General features: G+C 41.5%; 12 protein-coding genes. 9 read left to right on the forward strand and 3 right to left on the reverse strand.

The features are described from left to right. Nucleotides 1-20: 20 nt before the first annotated feature. From B2V92_RS10755 to B2V92_RS10780, 6 genes are all read left to right on the forward strand, one after another. On the forward strand, nucleotides 21-122 hold the full coding sequence (locus tag B2V92_RS10755; protein ID WP_349681427.1) for a RagB/SusD family nutrient uptake outer membrane protein: 102 nt from the start codon (nucleotides 21-23) through the stop codon (nucleotides 120-122). Between the two features lie 18 nt (nucleotides 123-140). Further along, a complete protein-coding gene (locus B2V92_RS10760; protein ID WP_293307706.1) occupies nucleotides 141-1,367 on the forward strand; it encodes a DUF5000 domain-containing lipoprotein in 1,227 nt (408 codons plus the stop codon). Between the two features lie 20 nt (nucleotides 1,368-1,387). Beyond that, nucleotides 1,388-2,749, forward strand: coding sequence for a DUF4998 domain-containing protein (locus B2V92_RS10765; RefSeq protein WP_293307708.1), 1,362 nt, complete (start codon nucleotides 1,388-1,390; stop codon nucleotides 2,747-2,749). 107 nt (nucleotides 2,750-2,856) lie between these two features. After that, nucleotides 2,857-3,912 (forward strand): glycoside hydrolase family 18 protein, encoded by a 1,056-nt coding sequence (locus B2V92_RS10770; RefSeq protein WP_293307710.1) that lies wholly within the window; start codon nucleotides 2,857-2,859, stop codon nucleotides 3,910-3,912. 25 nt (nucleotides 3,913-3,937) lie between these two features. Continuing rightward, nucleotides 3,938-5,731, forward strand: coding sequence for a glycoside hydrolase family 9 protein (locus B2V92_RS10775; protein WP_293307712.1), 1,794 nt, complete (start codon nucleotides 3,938-3,940; stop codon nucleotides 5,729-5,731). A 163-nt stretch (nucleotides 5,732-5,894) separates the two neighbouring features. Beyond that, nucleotides 5,895-6,686: a ThuA domain-containing protein gene (locus B2V92_RS10780; protein ID WP_293307714.1), complete on the forward strand. Its 792-nt coding sequence runs from the start codon at nucleotides 5,895-5,897 to the stop codon at nucleotides 6,684-6,686. A 756-nt stretch (nucleotides 6,687-7,442) separates the two neighbouring features. Here B2V92_RS10780 and B2V92_RS10785 read toward each other — a convergent pair. Both B2V92_RS10785 and B2V92_RS10790 read right to left on the reverse strand, forming a co-directional pair. Beyond that, the gene (locus B2V92_RS10785; RefSeq protein ID WP_293307716.1) at nucleotides 7,443-8,660 is read right to left on the reverse strand and encodes a glycosyl hydrolase family 8; all 1,218 of its coding nucleotides are present in this window, start codon (nucleotides 8,658-8,660) and stop codon (nucleotides 7,443-7,445) included. 172 nt (nucleotides 8,661-8,832) lie between these two features. Beyond that, nucleotides 8,833-9,582 (reverse strand): hypothetical protein, encoded by a 750-nt coding sequence (locus B2V92_RS10790; RefSeq protein WP_293307718.1) that lies wholly within the window; start codon nucleotides 9,580-9,582, stop codon nucleotides 8,833-8,835. 191 nt (nucleotides 9,583-9,773) lie between these two features. On the opposite strand from B2V92_RS10790, the gene B2V92_RS10795 reads away from it, so the two are divergent. From B2V92_RS10795 to B2V92_RS10805, 3 genes are all read left to right on the forward strand, one after another. After that, nucleotides 9,774-10,859 carry a ThuA domain-containing protein gene (locus B2V92_RS10795; protein ID WP_293307720.1) on the forward strand — a complete coding sequence of 362 codons (1,086 nt, stop codon included), beginning with the start codon at nucleotides 9,774-9,776 and terminating at the stop codon, nucleotides 10,857-10,859. 207 nt (nucleotides 10,860-11,066) lie between these two features. Further along, on the forward strand, nucleotides 11,067-11,834 hold the full coding sequence (locus B2V92_RS10800) for a ThuA domain-containing protein (RefSeq protein WP_293307722.1): 768 nt from the start codon (nucleotides 11,067-11,069) through the stop codon (nucleotides 11,832-11,834). Between the two features lie 172 nt (nucleotides 11,835-12,006). Continuing rightward, the gene (locus B2V92_RS10805) at nucleotides 12,007-14,937 is read left to right on the forward strand and encodes a triple tyrosine motif-containing protein (protein WP_293307724.1); all 2,931 of its coding nucleotides are present in this window, start codon (nucleotides 12,007-12,009) and stop codon (nucleotides 14,935-14,937) included. Between the two features lie 7 nt (nucleotides 14,938-14,944). Here the strand turns inward: B2V92_RS10805 and B2V92_RS10810 are convergent, their stop codons facing one another. Next, nucleotides 14,945-15,706, reverse strand: coding sequence for a ThuA domain-containing protein (locus B2V92_RS10810; protein WP_293307726.1), 762 nt, complete (start codon nucleotides 15,704-15,706; stop codon nucleotides 14,945-14,947). Nucleotides 15,707-15,836 lie beyond the last annotated feature (130 nt).

Consider the following 15,836-nt stretch of genomic DNA (forward strand, 5'->3'; position numbering starts at 1 on the left):
GTTACTACCAGAACAGGGTAATCTATAACCAGACCTTTATTGCGCCAAGAGATTACCTGTGGCCGATACAAACCGGTGCATTTAGGGTAAACACCAATTTAGTTCAAAATCCAGGCTGGTAATCATAAAAACTTTAAGAAATGAAAGTAATTAAATCAATTTTAATGATGGCGCTGCCCTTAATTGCATTATTAAGCAGCTGTCAGAAAGATATCATCGGCCCATTGGGAAACAACCCAAACCCGCCGGGACCTGTAAAAAATGTGCAGGCCACCAGCCAGTCTGGTCAGGCGACACTCACTTACGAATTGCCTACCGATCAGGATATCGCTTATGTAAAAGCAGAATACACACTCCTATCGGGAGCAAAAAGAGAGGTTCGGGCATCTTTTTACACCAGTCAGATGGTGGTTGATGGTTTTGGCGATACAGAAGAACACGAAGTAACCCTCAGGGTAGTAAACAAAAGCGAAGTAGCTTCCACACCGGTAACCATCAAAGTAAAACCACTAGAAAATGCCATCCAGATTGCTTTCCGTACCATGAAAGTGGTGCCTGCATTTGGTGGCATCAATGTTTCATTAAAAAACAACAGTAAGGCCAATCTTTCCATTATACCAATGCGCTTGCAGGGCTATAAAGGCTGGGTAGCTTTTGATGGCATTTATACTTCCGCTGCCGATATCAGCAAAAATATCCGTGGTTTAGATACCATACCGGTAAAAATAGCCGTGGTCATCCGCGACCGTTTCCTTAACCAAACCGATACGCTGTTTACAACCGTAAAGCCATTATTTGAATTACCGTTAGCCAAATCGTTATACAGGGAAATGCAGCCGGTAATCTGGCCGGGCGATCAGCGTGCCAATTTCTCCAACAATGGAACAGATCCTACAGGGGTAAAAGCCATGTGGGACGGACAAACGGTAAATTTCCCGAGTGTGGCTTATACGCCGCCAACCATTACCGATCAGGGCCCGCACTCCATTACCTTCGATCTGGGACAACTGGCACAGCTCAGCAGGTTGGTAATCTGGGATTACCCTGAAACCATCAGTGGAAGAAAAACCTATTATTACCGCGGCAACATGAAAAACTTCGAAATATGGGGTTCGGCAAATCCTAATCCCGATGGCAGTTACGACAGCTGGTACAAACTTGGAACCTACACTTCTGTAAAACCATCAGGCCTGCCCTATGGCGAAGTAAGCGACGAAGACCAGACTACCGCAGCTGCAGGTTTAAGTTACGACCTTGATATCAATGTACCAAAACTACGTTACCTGCGGATTAAATGCATCAACAACTGGCAGGGAACAAACTTCCTGATGATCACAGAAGTACAGGCTTATGGTAACCCTAAATAATGAAACAAAATCCAATAGCGATGAAAAAGATGCTTAACATAAGGCTGATCATGTTCCTGTTTGTAATAGGGATAGCAGCATTTACATCCTGCACTAAAATGGATGACTTTAAAAAATACGTGGAAGGCGGCGAAATTTCCTACACCGGTAGGGTCGATTCCTTAAAAATACGTTCAGGACGCAACCGGGTACTTGTTCAGGGATTGTTTATCTCCGACAGGAAAGTAACCAAATGCAAAATATACTGGAACAGCAGGCAGGATTCGTTAGTAGTGCCCGTTCAACGGAAACTTGCGGTTGATAGCCTGAACAAATACGTAAATAATTTATTTGAGGGTACCTATAATTTCGAAATCATCACTTACGATGCTGCCGGTAATGCTTCTATCCCTGTGGTAAAAAGCGGAGTAAAGGTTTATGGCGATAATTACGCCAACTCGCTGATCAATATGCCTATATCGGATGTTTCGTTAGATGGAACAACGGCTACCATTACCTGGGGCGGGCTTGATAAGGCCAACGGCCCACAGTATATGGATGTATCCTTTATCAATACCGCAGGTGTAAAAACAAGGGCAAAAAGGTTGATTAATTCATCTACAGCAACACTTTTAGATTATAAATACCGCAGTACTTTCGATTACCGCACTGTATACCTGCCCGATAGTTTGGCAATTGACACCTTTTACACGGCCTACCGTGTAGGCGTTAATGCCCGTACCGATGTTACCGCTACTTTTGTTGCCAATCCGGGTAAAATGAACCCGGCAAGTACAACTGGCACCCAGTTTCAGCCGGTAAGCTTTAGCCAAGGCGCTGTAGTTGCAGGTAATACCGCTACATGGAGAAGACTGGCTTCCTGGACATCGAACGGGGCGGCCAATAACTGGGGTACTGATTTTGATACTTATGGTACCTATGTACAACGTACGGCCGAAAATGTAACCAATTTCGGAACCATGTCTTTTGAAGCCGGTAAAAACACCACCAATACCAATCTGAATACCATCACAAATGGTAAAATTTACCAGACCCAGCTTTTACCTGCCGGCGAGTACAGTTTGGAAGCACGTGTAGGTAACGCCAGTCTTGCTACGGCAAACTCGCAGAGTTATTTTGTTGCAAGTGTGGGTACAGTGATCCCTAATGTAGAAGCGTTGGCGGCAAAAGCCAGCATGCTCAACCTGGTAAATACCAATGATGCTGCTTACACGCAGATTAAACCATCGGCAACCGGGGTAGCCTATACCATTAGCTTCAACTTTACCTTAGATCGACCTACACAGGTATCATTTGGTTTTGTGGCAACACTTATAGGTAATACCACAACCAATAACTACCTCAAAATTTCGGGTGTGAGAATGAAATCACTTGCCTTTTAACAATAAAACAAAAATTACCGTACCGGTTTGCGCCTTTATCTGGCTGCAAACCGGTTTGCTATTAAACCGCGAAAGCTCAACAATAAATGTCCCTACATTAAAACCCTATGAAAACAAAACAATTCCACAAGCCTATCAGATTAATGAAATCGGCATGGTTTGTACTATTAATTGCTACAATTACTTTTGCACAAAGCTGTACTGCTGTCAGAAAACAAAAACAACAGGCAGCTAAGAAAGTTATTGTGGCTTATGTAACTTCGTGGACTACTGTAATACCTGATCCAAAACACATTACGCACCTTAATTATGCCTTTGGGCATGTTAATGATACTTTTAATGGTGTTAGGATCAATAACCCCGATAGGCTGAGGAAATTAACCGAATTAAAAAATACCTCCCCAGAACTAAAAATTCTGATTTCGATTGGAGGATGGGGCAGCGGAAAATTCAGCGAAATGGCCGCTACGGATACAGGCAGGACCAAATTTGCAGATGATTGCCTCCGTGTAATCAAAGAATATAACCTGGATGGGATTGATATCGACTGGGAATACCCTACCAATAAATCAGCGGGGATCTCCTCTTCTCCTGATGATACAAAAAATTATACCTTAATGATGAAAGCCATCAGGGATAAAATTGGTAAACAGAAATTGTTAACTTTAGCCTCATCTCCTGATGCACATTATATTGATTTCAGGTCAATTCAACCGGTAATCGATTTTGTGAACATTATGACCTATGACATGGGTAATCCACCCCATCATCATGCAGGGTTGTTCCGTTCGAAAAACACCAAATGGATCAGCGCAGATGAAGCCGTAACGGCACATGTAAATGCCGGCATCCCCATAAACCAGCTGGTTTTGGGCATTCCGTTTTACGGTCATGGTAAAAATGGCATTGCCGGTTACATCGATTATAAGGAAGTAGTTAAACTTATCGGTTTTAAAACCCAATGGGATGCGGATGCAAAAGTGCCATATCTGGAAAATGACAAGGGAGAACTGGTTTGTACCTACGAAAATCCCGAATCGATACAGGTTAAATGCGAATACCTTTTAAAACGGGGCATGCTCGGCGCCATGTACTGGGATTATGCCGGAGACACCGAAGATGGTACCCTGAGGAAAGCAGTGTATTCGGGCATTAACAAATAATATTTAAGAATTGACTTTATACAATATGATGAAACCTGGCATAATCGCGATTTTAATACTCACTTTTTTCTCCAATATTTCAATTTCCAGTGCCCAAAGCGCAGCGCCGAACGGCATACAGATTCTGGTTAATCAGGTGGCCTATAATCAGAAAAGTACTAAACAGGCCATTGTAAAAACGGATCAGCCCCTGCCCGATGGTTTGGCTTTTCAGTTATTGGATACTGCAACCGGATCTGTCGTGTATTCTGGAAAAGTTAAAGCAGGCGAACGTGTTGACAGCTGGGGAACCGGTGCCTATTACAGTCCGGTAATCTTCTCTGATTTTACTAAGAACGGAACTTATAAAATCCGCCTGGTTATAAATGGACAAAATATCGATTCCTATCCCTTTCAAATAGGTGATGCCTTAATCAGTAAAGTTTCCATTCCGGCCATTGTGAACTTTTTTTACCACCAGCGGGCAAATTCGCCTGAAGAACTGAAAGCCGACCAGAACATACGTTTGCATGGCAGTACCCGTACAGTTAACTTAACCGGTGGCTGGTGCGATGCTTCTGGCGATGTAAGCAAGTATTTTTCCCACCTGGCTTACACCAATGTAATGCTGCCACAACAGATTCCAATGGTTACCTGGTCTATGGCCAACACTGTAGAAACTGTTCCTGCCCTTTTGGATAATATCGGAAGTAAACAGTCGCTTACCGCCGAGGCCATTTACGGAGCCGATTACATCATGCGTTCGCTCGATCCTGATGGTTATTTTTACATGACTGTTTTTAGCTATTTCGATAAAAATCCTTCTGCCCGCAGGGTTGTAGGTTTACTGGCCGATAGCAAAACAACCGACGATTACCAATGTGCTTATCGCGAAGGTGGTGGTATGGCCGTGGCCGCACTGGCGCGGATCTCGCAATGGAATATTGATGGCGATTTTAAATCCAAAGATTATCTGGCTGCAGCCGAACGTGCTTTTGCACACCTGCAAAAATATAGTCTTCAATATGCCGACGACCATAAAAACAATGTGATTGATGATTATTGTGCATTAATGGCAGCCAGCGAACTTTGGAAAGCAACAGGTAAAGCGCTATATCAGAAAGAAGCTCGCATCCGTGCAGAAAACCTGCATAAACGCCTTGCTCCTGCCGGATACTTTATTGCAAACGACACTAACCGCCCATTCTGGCATGCTGCTGATGCAGGTTTGCCCATTATCGCATTGGTAAGGTACCTTGAGGTAGAAAAAGACCCTGCATTTAGAAAAACTGCTTTATCAACCATCAAAAAGGCGTTGGATTATAACCTGAGCATTACTAAAGAAACCGCCAATCCATTTGGCTATCCGCGGCAGAGTTTTATCTATAAAGGAAAAGTACAGAATGGCTTTTTTATACCGCACGATAACGAAAGTGGATGGTGGTGGCAGGGCGAAGATGCAAGATTGGGTTCTTTGGCAGCAGCAGCCATTTTTGGCGGCCGTTTGGTTTATCCTGGCAATGGAGCCTATGGTGTAAAACCCGAACTTGCCCAATTTGCAGATCATTTGGTCTCATGGGTTCTGGGCTGTAATCCCTACAATATGTGTATGATGTACGGTTATGGACAGAACAACGTACCGCACATGAACTCCATGTATGGCCACGGAACAGGAAAAGGTGGCATTTCTAACGGCATTACCGGAAAAGATGGAAAGGGCGATGGCTCTGGCATTGATTTCAAAATGACTGATAACGGAAACGAATGGCGCTGGACCGAACAATGGATTCCACACACCGGCTGGTTTTTACAGGCGGTAACGGCAATGTCGCTCAAATAGCCGCTAATCATTAAATAATCTGAATTCGATTACTAACATACCTTTAAAAAACTTGTGTAGATATTTTAATTCATTAACGTCACCCTGAATTTAATTCAGCGTCTATCTAGCATGAAAGATGCCGACCAAGTAGCAACTATTGAACCATTAAGTATTTAAACAAATGAAAAACACATTTTATAAACAGCTCCTTTTAGGGCTGGTACTCATATTATTTACAACTACAACTTTAAAAGCACAATATCCGCGATTTAAAGTTCTGGCTTTTTACAGTAAGGAAGTCGAATCGGCCCATGTTACTTTTGCAAACGACGCCATCAAGTTTTTTAAGGATTTAACCATAGGAAAAACCTTTGTATTCGACTTAACCACCAATATGGATGATATGAACGACGAAAAAGTGAAAGATTATCAATTGGTGATGATGCTGAACGATTTTCCCACCAGTGAGGCACAAAAACTGGCCTTTCAGAAATATATGGAAAACGGTGGTGGTTGGATGGGATTTCATGTAGCAGCCTATAACGACCGTACCACACAATGGCCCTGGTTTGTAGATTTTTTGGGCGGCGGTGTTTTCGACCGGAACAGCTGGCCACCTCTACCCGCAAAACTGAATGTTGAAGATACCAAACACCCCATTACAAAAGCTTTACCCAAAACCTTTATTGCTCCTGCCAACGAGTGGTACCAATGGAAACCAAGCCCGCGGGAGCGTAAAAATGTAAAAGTGCTGGTTTCTTTATCGCAGGATAATTACCCTTTGGGTTTAAAAGATATTCTTCCTGGTGGAGATACACCTGTAGTTTGGACCAATACCGATTACCGTATGATTTACCTGAATATGGGCCACGGAAGCGAAATATTTAAAGATGCCACACAGAACAAACTCATCATTGATGCATTCCGATGGGTAGTGGCCTCCGATAAAAAAAGAAATGTATTTAACCGTTAATGCTAACACGCCATGGTCTGCAGAGACACAGACCATTAGTATTAATAATAAGAAACTTGATATTCCGATCTGTGCGGACACAGACCGGGGGAGTAGGATTCCATCTATCTGCGTCCTTTTCTGTGTGATCAGTGTCATCCGCGGGAAACAAAATGAAAAGATAAAACGCAGATTGCAGACGCTACAACCAGAATAAGTCGTCATTGTGAAGAGGCACCACCTGGTCTTAGCGTCCCGCTGAGACCTTTGAATAAATTTCATTATTTTAAAATATGCTTTCCGTGGCTGGACGTTACAACTAGAATATTAAAAAAACTGATATTTCGGTCCGTGAGGACACAGACATGGGAAGTATGCATGTCGTAGCGAGACGCTACAACTAGAATAAAGGATAGATCTACCGCCTGGTCTTAGCGTCTCGCTGAGACCTTTGAATAAATTTCATTATTTTAACATATGCTTTCCATGGCTGGACGTAACAACTAGAATAATAAAAAAAACTGATATTCCGGTCTGTGAGGACACAGACATGGGAAGTATGCATGTCGTAACGAGACGCTACAACTAGAATAAAGGATAGATCTCTCCGCTCCACTGCGTTGCGGTCGTGATGACGAACCTTTTAATTTTAACGCAAAAACAAACCCTGATCCCAATATGAGTCGGGTCAGGGTTACTACTCCACGTAAAACCCAGAGCATTTTGAGAGGCATATTTTAATTGATCTTATTTTCGTAGATCAGGGATTTACCGCAATTATTCAGGTGTCCACCAATTGCCAGAAGCAACGATCATACAGAGCAATGTAATCGAATCACCAAAGTAACTGCCCGATCGTTTTACACCATTATCCCATAGTTTATTGAGCCATAACTGATTGTCTTTATTGATCATAGCGCTCACCATAAATGGCGATTGGAAGGCAAGATCGGTGTTGTTTCTTCCGGGCAGTACCGAACCATCCAAACGATAACCCGTATAAATTTGGTTCGTTTCGCCTGATGATGCTTTCTGTATCCAGGTATTCAATGCGGTAAGCTGTGCAAGTCCGCGTTTATCCCCAGTGCTGAGGTAATCGGTAGCCATACGCCACGGAAAACGTGCCGAATTGTAAGCGTAAGCCCCGTCTGTATCACCTTCAAGCAGTTCGCCTATTGCGGGGATAAACCGGCCATCTTTTCTTTCTACAAAATCGGGCATCAAACCGGTTGCCGGACTGTAACTGGCAAAAATATGTTGTGTAATGGCATAGGTACTGTCTACAACAGCGTTCCATGTTTTGTTGCCTGTTGCTTTTTGGTAGGCTTTTATCTGTTGAAGCATAAAATCTGATGGCCGGCTACCATCACTAACCCTCGAACCTTCGTTTCCTGCCCAATCGCCCATCTTAAGTGTTTTAAATTTTCTGTGAACGATAGATTGCATCAGGGCATCAATTACTGATAAAGCCTCGGCGCGGTAGTTGATTTCTCCGGTGCTGCCCCATATTTTGTCGGCCAGCAGAAAAGCGTAGGCAATATCCATATCACCATCGGTGGCACAGCTTCCCCCAACCGAAATTACCTTGCCATCACGTATTCCCTCCTGCCAGCACATCAAATGTTTATTTCCATTGCTTGGGTGTGCTTTAAAGAAACGGGCCATTCCATCAAAATAGAGTTTGGCATCCTTATCATACCAGGCGAGGTAGGCCAGCGAAATCATGCCGTAGCCATGTGCTTCAGAAACCGTTACAGTTCCTGTTCGCTGGCTTTTGATGTAATACTGCCCTTTTACACCGATATCTTCGGTGAGGTAGTTCTTTTTCCAGCGGTCGTAAACCATACCCAGATCGGCGTTTAGCTGTTCTGCTGATTTATGATTGGGTTTAATGGTTCCGGCTGTATAGGATGTTTTTACAGCGCCTTTCTGTTGTGCTTTGCTTATGCCCGGCAGTACCATGGCAGTGATCAGGAACAATAATAATTTATTCATTTTGGTTAGTGGAAAATAGCATGTTTATGGCACAAATAGAGCAAAACCAAGCCGTTGCCACAAATGATTAAAGCTAAAAACCCGTCAGGTAGTAGAAATGTAGTATAGGCTTTTCAGTAATCAAAAACCAAAGGCATGTTATAGTTGATTTAGCCTTAGTATCATCGTACCGCTAAGGCTCTTCAAATAGACTTTGAACCTTATCATTTTCCCTTTCAAAAATTTTATGGTAAGCTTCTTTTGGATCGGCAGAATTTTTAAAGTGATAGGCCAATTGTTCATTCAAAATCTTTTCCTGATATACCGCTACCGTAGCGAAATATTTTTTAATGATAGGTGTGGCCTCAAAATAAAGAAAATCGCTTGCGGGGATATTGTTAAGGTGTTTGTAATAAATATGGGTACATCCCAGCTGCTTCAGTATTTCGTAACAGTTAAGATGTTTAGCCGAATTTCTGAGCCAGATTTTATATAAATTATTGTTTATTTTTTCGCCATAACGAAGATACACACCGGTGAGGAACGAGAGTTTATTTTCGGCACTACTATATAAGATACCATCCTTTAAACGATCGCCCTGATAAAAGGCATCCATTCTTCGCGTCATTTCTTCAGAAACGTAATGATCACCTTTATCAATCAGCGAAATGTTAAATGCCTTTTTCACAACACTGTCTATATATTTCTTTAATAACTTCTCGTAGGGATCATAGCGGTCAAACTGTCCTTCGTTATTTACATACTTTCGGCTGATGTAATCGTTTAAAGTACCCAGCAGTAAAAATTCTGAATTCATTTTTACCGAATCGGGGCTTTGTTTATTAGCGCGGGCATACGATAACATCTCTGTTAATTTGTGCTGAGAGAATACATTCTGGGTTAAAATCATCAATACCCATAACAATAAGAGCTTTAATTTCATATAATGGTTGTTATTTGGTTAGCAAGAATTAAAGTTATATAAATCTTAGCCTGATTGTGTTAAAACCATTCGATTTTAATCGCAAAAATGGGATTGTAGAGCAAATGTAGAGGCAGTACCAGGGCATAGTATGTACTTAAGGTTATAAATTCGAAAGCGCATATATCAGCCTAAAATCTAACCAATATATTATGAACAAACAATCATTATTCTCAGCAATCATGATGCTGATCATCCTTTTTATAGGATGTAAAAAAGCGGAATCAAAAGATGAATTCCCCAACCAGCCCGTTTATGCCACGAGCATTTCCATTAAATCGAGTATTGAAAGTCCTGAAATCGGATCATTGGTTTCGTTTACCCCGGTTTATGAGTACAAAGTGGATAAGATTTCGTGGTTTATTGATGATGCTGATGCCAAAGGCGTTTCTGGTGCCAGCATTTACAGCAATGTGCTGAGCTTTATCTTCAAAGATAATAAAGAACATACGGTAAAAGTTGTAGCATCGGTTAAGGGCGGGGAAATTTCTAACTCCAAAAAAATCGGGGTACCTAAAAAGTTCAATGTAATTGCCTTTTATAACGGCACTTACGACCTGGCGCACATTAACTTTGTAAAAGAAGCAAACGAATGGTTTCCGAAAGCGGGCGAACAATATGGTTTTACCTACACGGCTACCAACGATTGGAGCAAGCTTAACGAAACTTTTTTGGCGCAGTACCAGGTAGTTCTTTTTCTTGATGACCGTGCGCCCAAAGCCAGGGAAGCAGCTTTTCAGGCCTATATGGAAAAAGGTGGTGGCTGGATGGGTTTCCATGTTTGTGCATTTAACACCAACCCTGCCGAATGGGATTGGTACTACAATAAGTTTTTGGGCGTGGGCAGTTTCAGGAACAATACCTGGTTCCCTACTACCGCTGTACTAAAGTGCGAAGATCAAAAACATCCATCCACATTGCGCCTTCCCGAAACGTTTACCTCTTCGGTTAGCGAATGGTACAGCTGGACCAAAGACCTGCGCCAAAACCCGGATATTAAAGTGCTTTGTTCTGTGCACGAAAGCAGCTTTCCGTTAGGAACAGATCCTAAACAAAGCTGGTACAGCGGCTACTATCCTATTATCTGGACAAATAACAAGTATAAAATGTTATATGCCAATTTCGGGCACAATGCCATGGATTATGCAGCGAACGTCGGCAAGTCGTCTACTTTTGGAAGCGAAACCCAAAATAAATTCATCATCGACGGGCTTTTATGGCTAGGCAAAGAAAAATAAACGATAACGATTAATTTAACCAAGATGCACACAGATTAACACAGATAATTTATCATCCTGAGCCTGTCGAAGGACCTGCTAACGTTGTTTATGGCTTTTCGGAGAATTGTCCCGATTTTTCATCGACAGGCTCAGGATTGACAAACCGTTAAAAAAGTAGGATTATGATATCGCTATATTTAAATACGTCCACCCAAAGAAACACCAATGAAAAAAATCATACTATTCCTTCTAATCTCTGCACTTAGTATAGGCAGCCATGCAGCTACGAAGCCACGCCATAATAAACCAAAAACCAGAATTTTTGTCCTTGCCGAAAACGGCGGAGGCCATGCTTTGTTTGATGATGCAGCCAGGTTATGGTTAAATAAACTGGCCGAAGAAAAAGGGTTTATCATCGATTATGCCAGCGATACAAAAAAGATCAATAAACAATTTCTGAAACAATACCAGCTTTTTATACAGCTCGATTATCCGCCATATCCCTGGGAGAAAGAAGCACAGGAGGCTTTTGAAGATTATATTGTAAATGGAAAAGGCGGATGGATCGGCTTTCATCACCCTACCCTGTTAGGCGTGTTCGATAACTATCCGATGTGGCAATGGTATTCGGATTTTATGGGAAAAATAGAGTTTAAAAGGCATATCCCCGGTGGCACATTTGCCATGCTCAACCTCGAAGACCGGAAACATCCGGTGTTAAAAGGGCTTCCTGCATCTTTTACAACAAGAGATGAATGGTATATTTATAACAAAAGTCCACGGCCTAATGTACATGTATTGGCCAGTATCGACGAATCTACCTACAATCCCGGTAAAGACGTTAAAATGGGCGATCATCCTGTAATCTGGAGTAACGAACAGGTTAAAGCGAAAAATATATACATCGCCATGGGGCATTTCCCCGAACTTTTGGAAGATAAAAATTTCACCACCCTGTTCCGTAATTCTATTTTATGGACTTTAAAACATTGATACCATTTTTGTTACATCCATCCATAATGGAATCATCCTGATCAGGATCTGTTCATTTTGCAAAACATTTGCCATTTCTACAAAATGTTAAGTAAATTACAGCTCAATTCTAATCAATTTTAGCCCAAATCCAATTTATGAATCGGATCATCCCCTTTCACTAAATCCATTAATGAAAAAATTTCCCTTATTAATTCTGATCTGCAATACCTTTATAGTTGCGCTAATGGCGCAATCTAAACTTGCCATACCTTCGATTAAAAGTTATACCAGTGCTGATTACAATGCCGGAAGCGGAATATGGGATATTAAACAGGGTAAAAACGGAATGCTTTACCTTGCCAATAACGACGGACTGCTCACTTTTGACGGCAGTTACTGGAAAACATATCCTCTTCCCAATAAAAGCGCCATAAAATCGCTTGAAATCGATCCCTCGGGCAAGATATATGTTGGCGGACAGGATGAAATAGGATATTTTTTCCCGGATCAGTCTGGAATATTAAAATTCCATTCGCTAAAACACTTAATGCCCGAAACTGCGAGGCAGTTTGCCGATATATGGAACATTGTACTGTATAAAAATGAAGTCTTTTTCAGGACTATAGAATGCATTTTTGAGTTGAAGAACAACAAAATAAAAACTTATGATGCCCCAGGTGGGTGGATTGCATTGAGCCGGGTGGGTTCCTTACTTTTTGCGTCGGATAAAGATCTGGGGCTTTTATTTTTCAAGGATTCCAAATGGCAGCCTTATGGTGCGATACCAAAACCCGGACAGCTGCAGACCTCGGCCCTTAAAGTCACGGGGATTACCGCTTACAGTAAAGATTCTTTACTGCTTACCACGCGTAAAAGCGGGCTTTTTTTAATGAGTGCCACCACGCTGAAAAGAATGAGCACTACAGCAGATGACATTTTTGGCAGCAGTTTGATCAATACTGCAACAAAAATAGCAGGGAACAGATTTGCCGTTTGCACAGCTTCCAAAGGGTTAATCATCATCGATGCACAGGGCAAACTGATTGAGCAATTCTCCAATAAACATGGCCTGCAGAATAACAATATCAACAGCATTTTGCTCGATAATAATCAAAACCTGTGGTTGGGACTGGAAAATGGCGTCGATTTCATCAATTACAATACCTCCATAAAACACATTTATCCAAGCCGCGAAAATCATGTAAAAGGCAATGCGGTAATCATATTTGGCAACAGGCTGTATATTGGCTCTTCCAATAGTTTATACAGTGCCGTGCTTAATAAACAGGGTGGTGATATGAGCACAGGTACAGGATTATTTACCGAAGTAGAAAATACCAGGGGCGCCGTACTCAGTTTAACGCAGGTAAACAATAGCCTGCTGGCAGGGCATCAGGATGGTGTGCTGAATATCGTTAACAATAAGGCACAACTGGTAACCAATGGCCCCGGTGCCTGGATGCTAAAAGCATTTACACCTTCAAACGATGTAATTGCTGGTACCTATACCGGTTTCCAACTGTTAAAGGCAGAGAACGGTGGTTTTGCAAATGCCGGAAAAATCACGGGTATTTACGAATCCCTGGGCAATTTAGCACGCGATAGTGAGGATAATTTATGGGCTACACATCCGCACAGGGGGATTTTTAAAGCCAAATTATCGGCAGACAGAAAAACAGTACTCAACTATAAAATCTATACAGAAGATGATGGCCTGCCCTCTAAATTAAACAACCATGTTTATTTTATAAAGCACAAAATTATAGCTGCTACAGAAAACGGGATATACGAATACGATGTCCGGAAGAATAAATTTATCCCTTCGGCTTTCTATAAACCCATATTTGGCAATGGCCCGGTGGCCTGTTTAACCGAAGATGCTTCAGGGAACCTCTGGTTCGTTAGCAATCAGCGCGTAGGTGTTGTCGATTTTAACCGGTCTGCGAAAAAAGGAGAATTTCATACCATCTATTTTCCTGAACTTACCGGACAGACAGTTAAAGGAGCCGAACATATTTATCCTTATAATATGGAAAATATCTTTGTCGGTTCTAACGATGGGGTTTTCCACCTCAACTATAAACGTTATGTATCTTCAGAAAACAAGCTCAATGTAATGCTTACTTCGGTGAGGGCCATCAACGATAAAGACAGCCTGATTTTTGGTGGCTATTTCCTTAAAAATGGTCAGATCGCAAATGCCCAGACTTCCGATAACGTAACAAGTCTTTCTAACGCATGGAATTCTTTTCATTTTGAATATTCTTCTACCCTTTTTGCGCAAAAGGGCAACGAAGAGTTTTCTTACAAGTTAATCGGCTTTGATAACGACTGGTCTAAATGGTCTACAAAAACTGAAAAAGACTATACCAACCTCTCTTATGGAAAATATACCTTCTCGGTAAAGGTGCGCAATAACCTTGGGAATGCTTCAGCGCCTGTAAATTATACTTTTATTGTAGAACCGGCCTGGTATCAAACGCTTTGGGCCGTTTTGCTCTACCTCATTATTCTCATATCCATTATTTATTATTTTGTTAACCGCCAGCAAAAGAGATTTGAGCTTCACCAGAAAAAACACGAAGAAGAACAAAAAAGACTCAGTTATTTACACGGACTGGAAATGGACCGTAACGAGAAAGAAATTATTACACTGAAAAACGATAACCTTGAGGCTGAACTGAATTATAAGAACCGGGAGCTTGCAACCATTACCATGCATTTGGTAGACCGCGGCAAACTATTACAGGCCATAAAAGATGAATTGATAGCACTCACCCAGAAATTAAACATTCCAGACGCCGATTACCAGTTCCGCAGGGTGTATAAGCTACTCAGCGATACAGAAAACGGAGATGAAGATTGGGATCATTTTGCCATCTATTTCGATCAGGTATACAATAATTACCTGGCAACAATGAAAGTAAAATTCCCCAACCTCAGTGCAACTGACTTAAAACTATGTGCTTATTTAAGGCTTAACCTCTCTTCGAAAGAAACGGCACAGCTGCTTAATATTTCATTAAAGGGTGTCGAAATCAGCCGTTACCGTTTACGTAAAAAACTAAATTTACCAACAGAAGTAAATCTGTATGATTTTTTAATTGAATCAACCAATTAAATACTGATTATGGCTTGCCAACGGTCCAGAAAATAGCATTTTTAAATAAAGTGGTATAATCTTTACTATCGAATAAAATTGGCGAATGTCCCATAAAAATGTAGATGTTACGCGATTTATAGGCTGGATTTGTCCATACCACCGGATGATCGCCCATCGTGATGCCGTCTTTCGGCTCGTAGGTGTTTTCATCCACCGTGGCAAGCACCTTTACATTGGCACGTGGACTTTTATCGTAAGTGTACCATTCTTCTTTTTCAACCCAGAATGATGGCGATACACCTTTCATTACCGGATGTTTCTGATCCTCTACATTTACTTTACCCCTGGCAAACTTGGCAATATAGTTTTTGAATTTAATGTTTCCCATAAATTGATAAAACCATGGCCAAAGAGGATAACCATCAAATTCGCCCAGCAAAGTAGCATGGTGAAACCCGATCCATCCACCTCTGCCCTTATCAATATAGCTTTCGAAAGCCTTTACTGCCTTATCCTTCCATGAATAAGGCGGATAGTCCAGTTGGATAAATAATTGATAACCCGAAAGAAATGCGCTGTCTATCCTGTCCGTATTCTGGATATAGTCTATCGAGAAATTTTCTGCTGCTGCCAGTTTGTTGAGCCAGTTTACAGCAGCTTTCGAATAATCGATATGGTGCCCGCCGTTTTCATAAAGCGCAATCACTTTAAATCGGGGTGCTTTTTGTGCCAGTAAAATGCCGGAATTAACAAGTAAAAAGATTAAAAATAGGCTTATCTTTTTCATTTCTGTATCTGTTTTGAAACTTATTTCGATTAATAATATTCTTTTAAAAGGTTTTCTGCAAATATTTAATTTTTTGCCGTCACCCTGAATTTATTTCAGGGTCTACATAGCATGAAAGATGCTGAAACAA

The sequence above is a fragment of the Pedobacter sp. UBA5917 genome (assembly GCF_002432345.1).
In the GTDB taxonomy this organism is placed as follows: domain Bacteria; phylum Bacteroidota; class Bacteroidia; order Sphingobacteriales; family Sphingobacteriaceae; genus Pedobacter.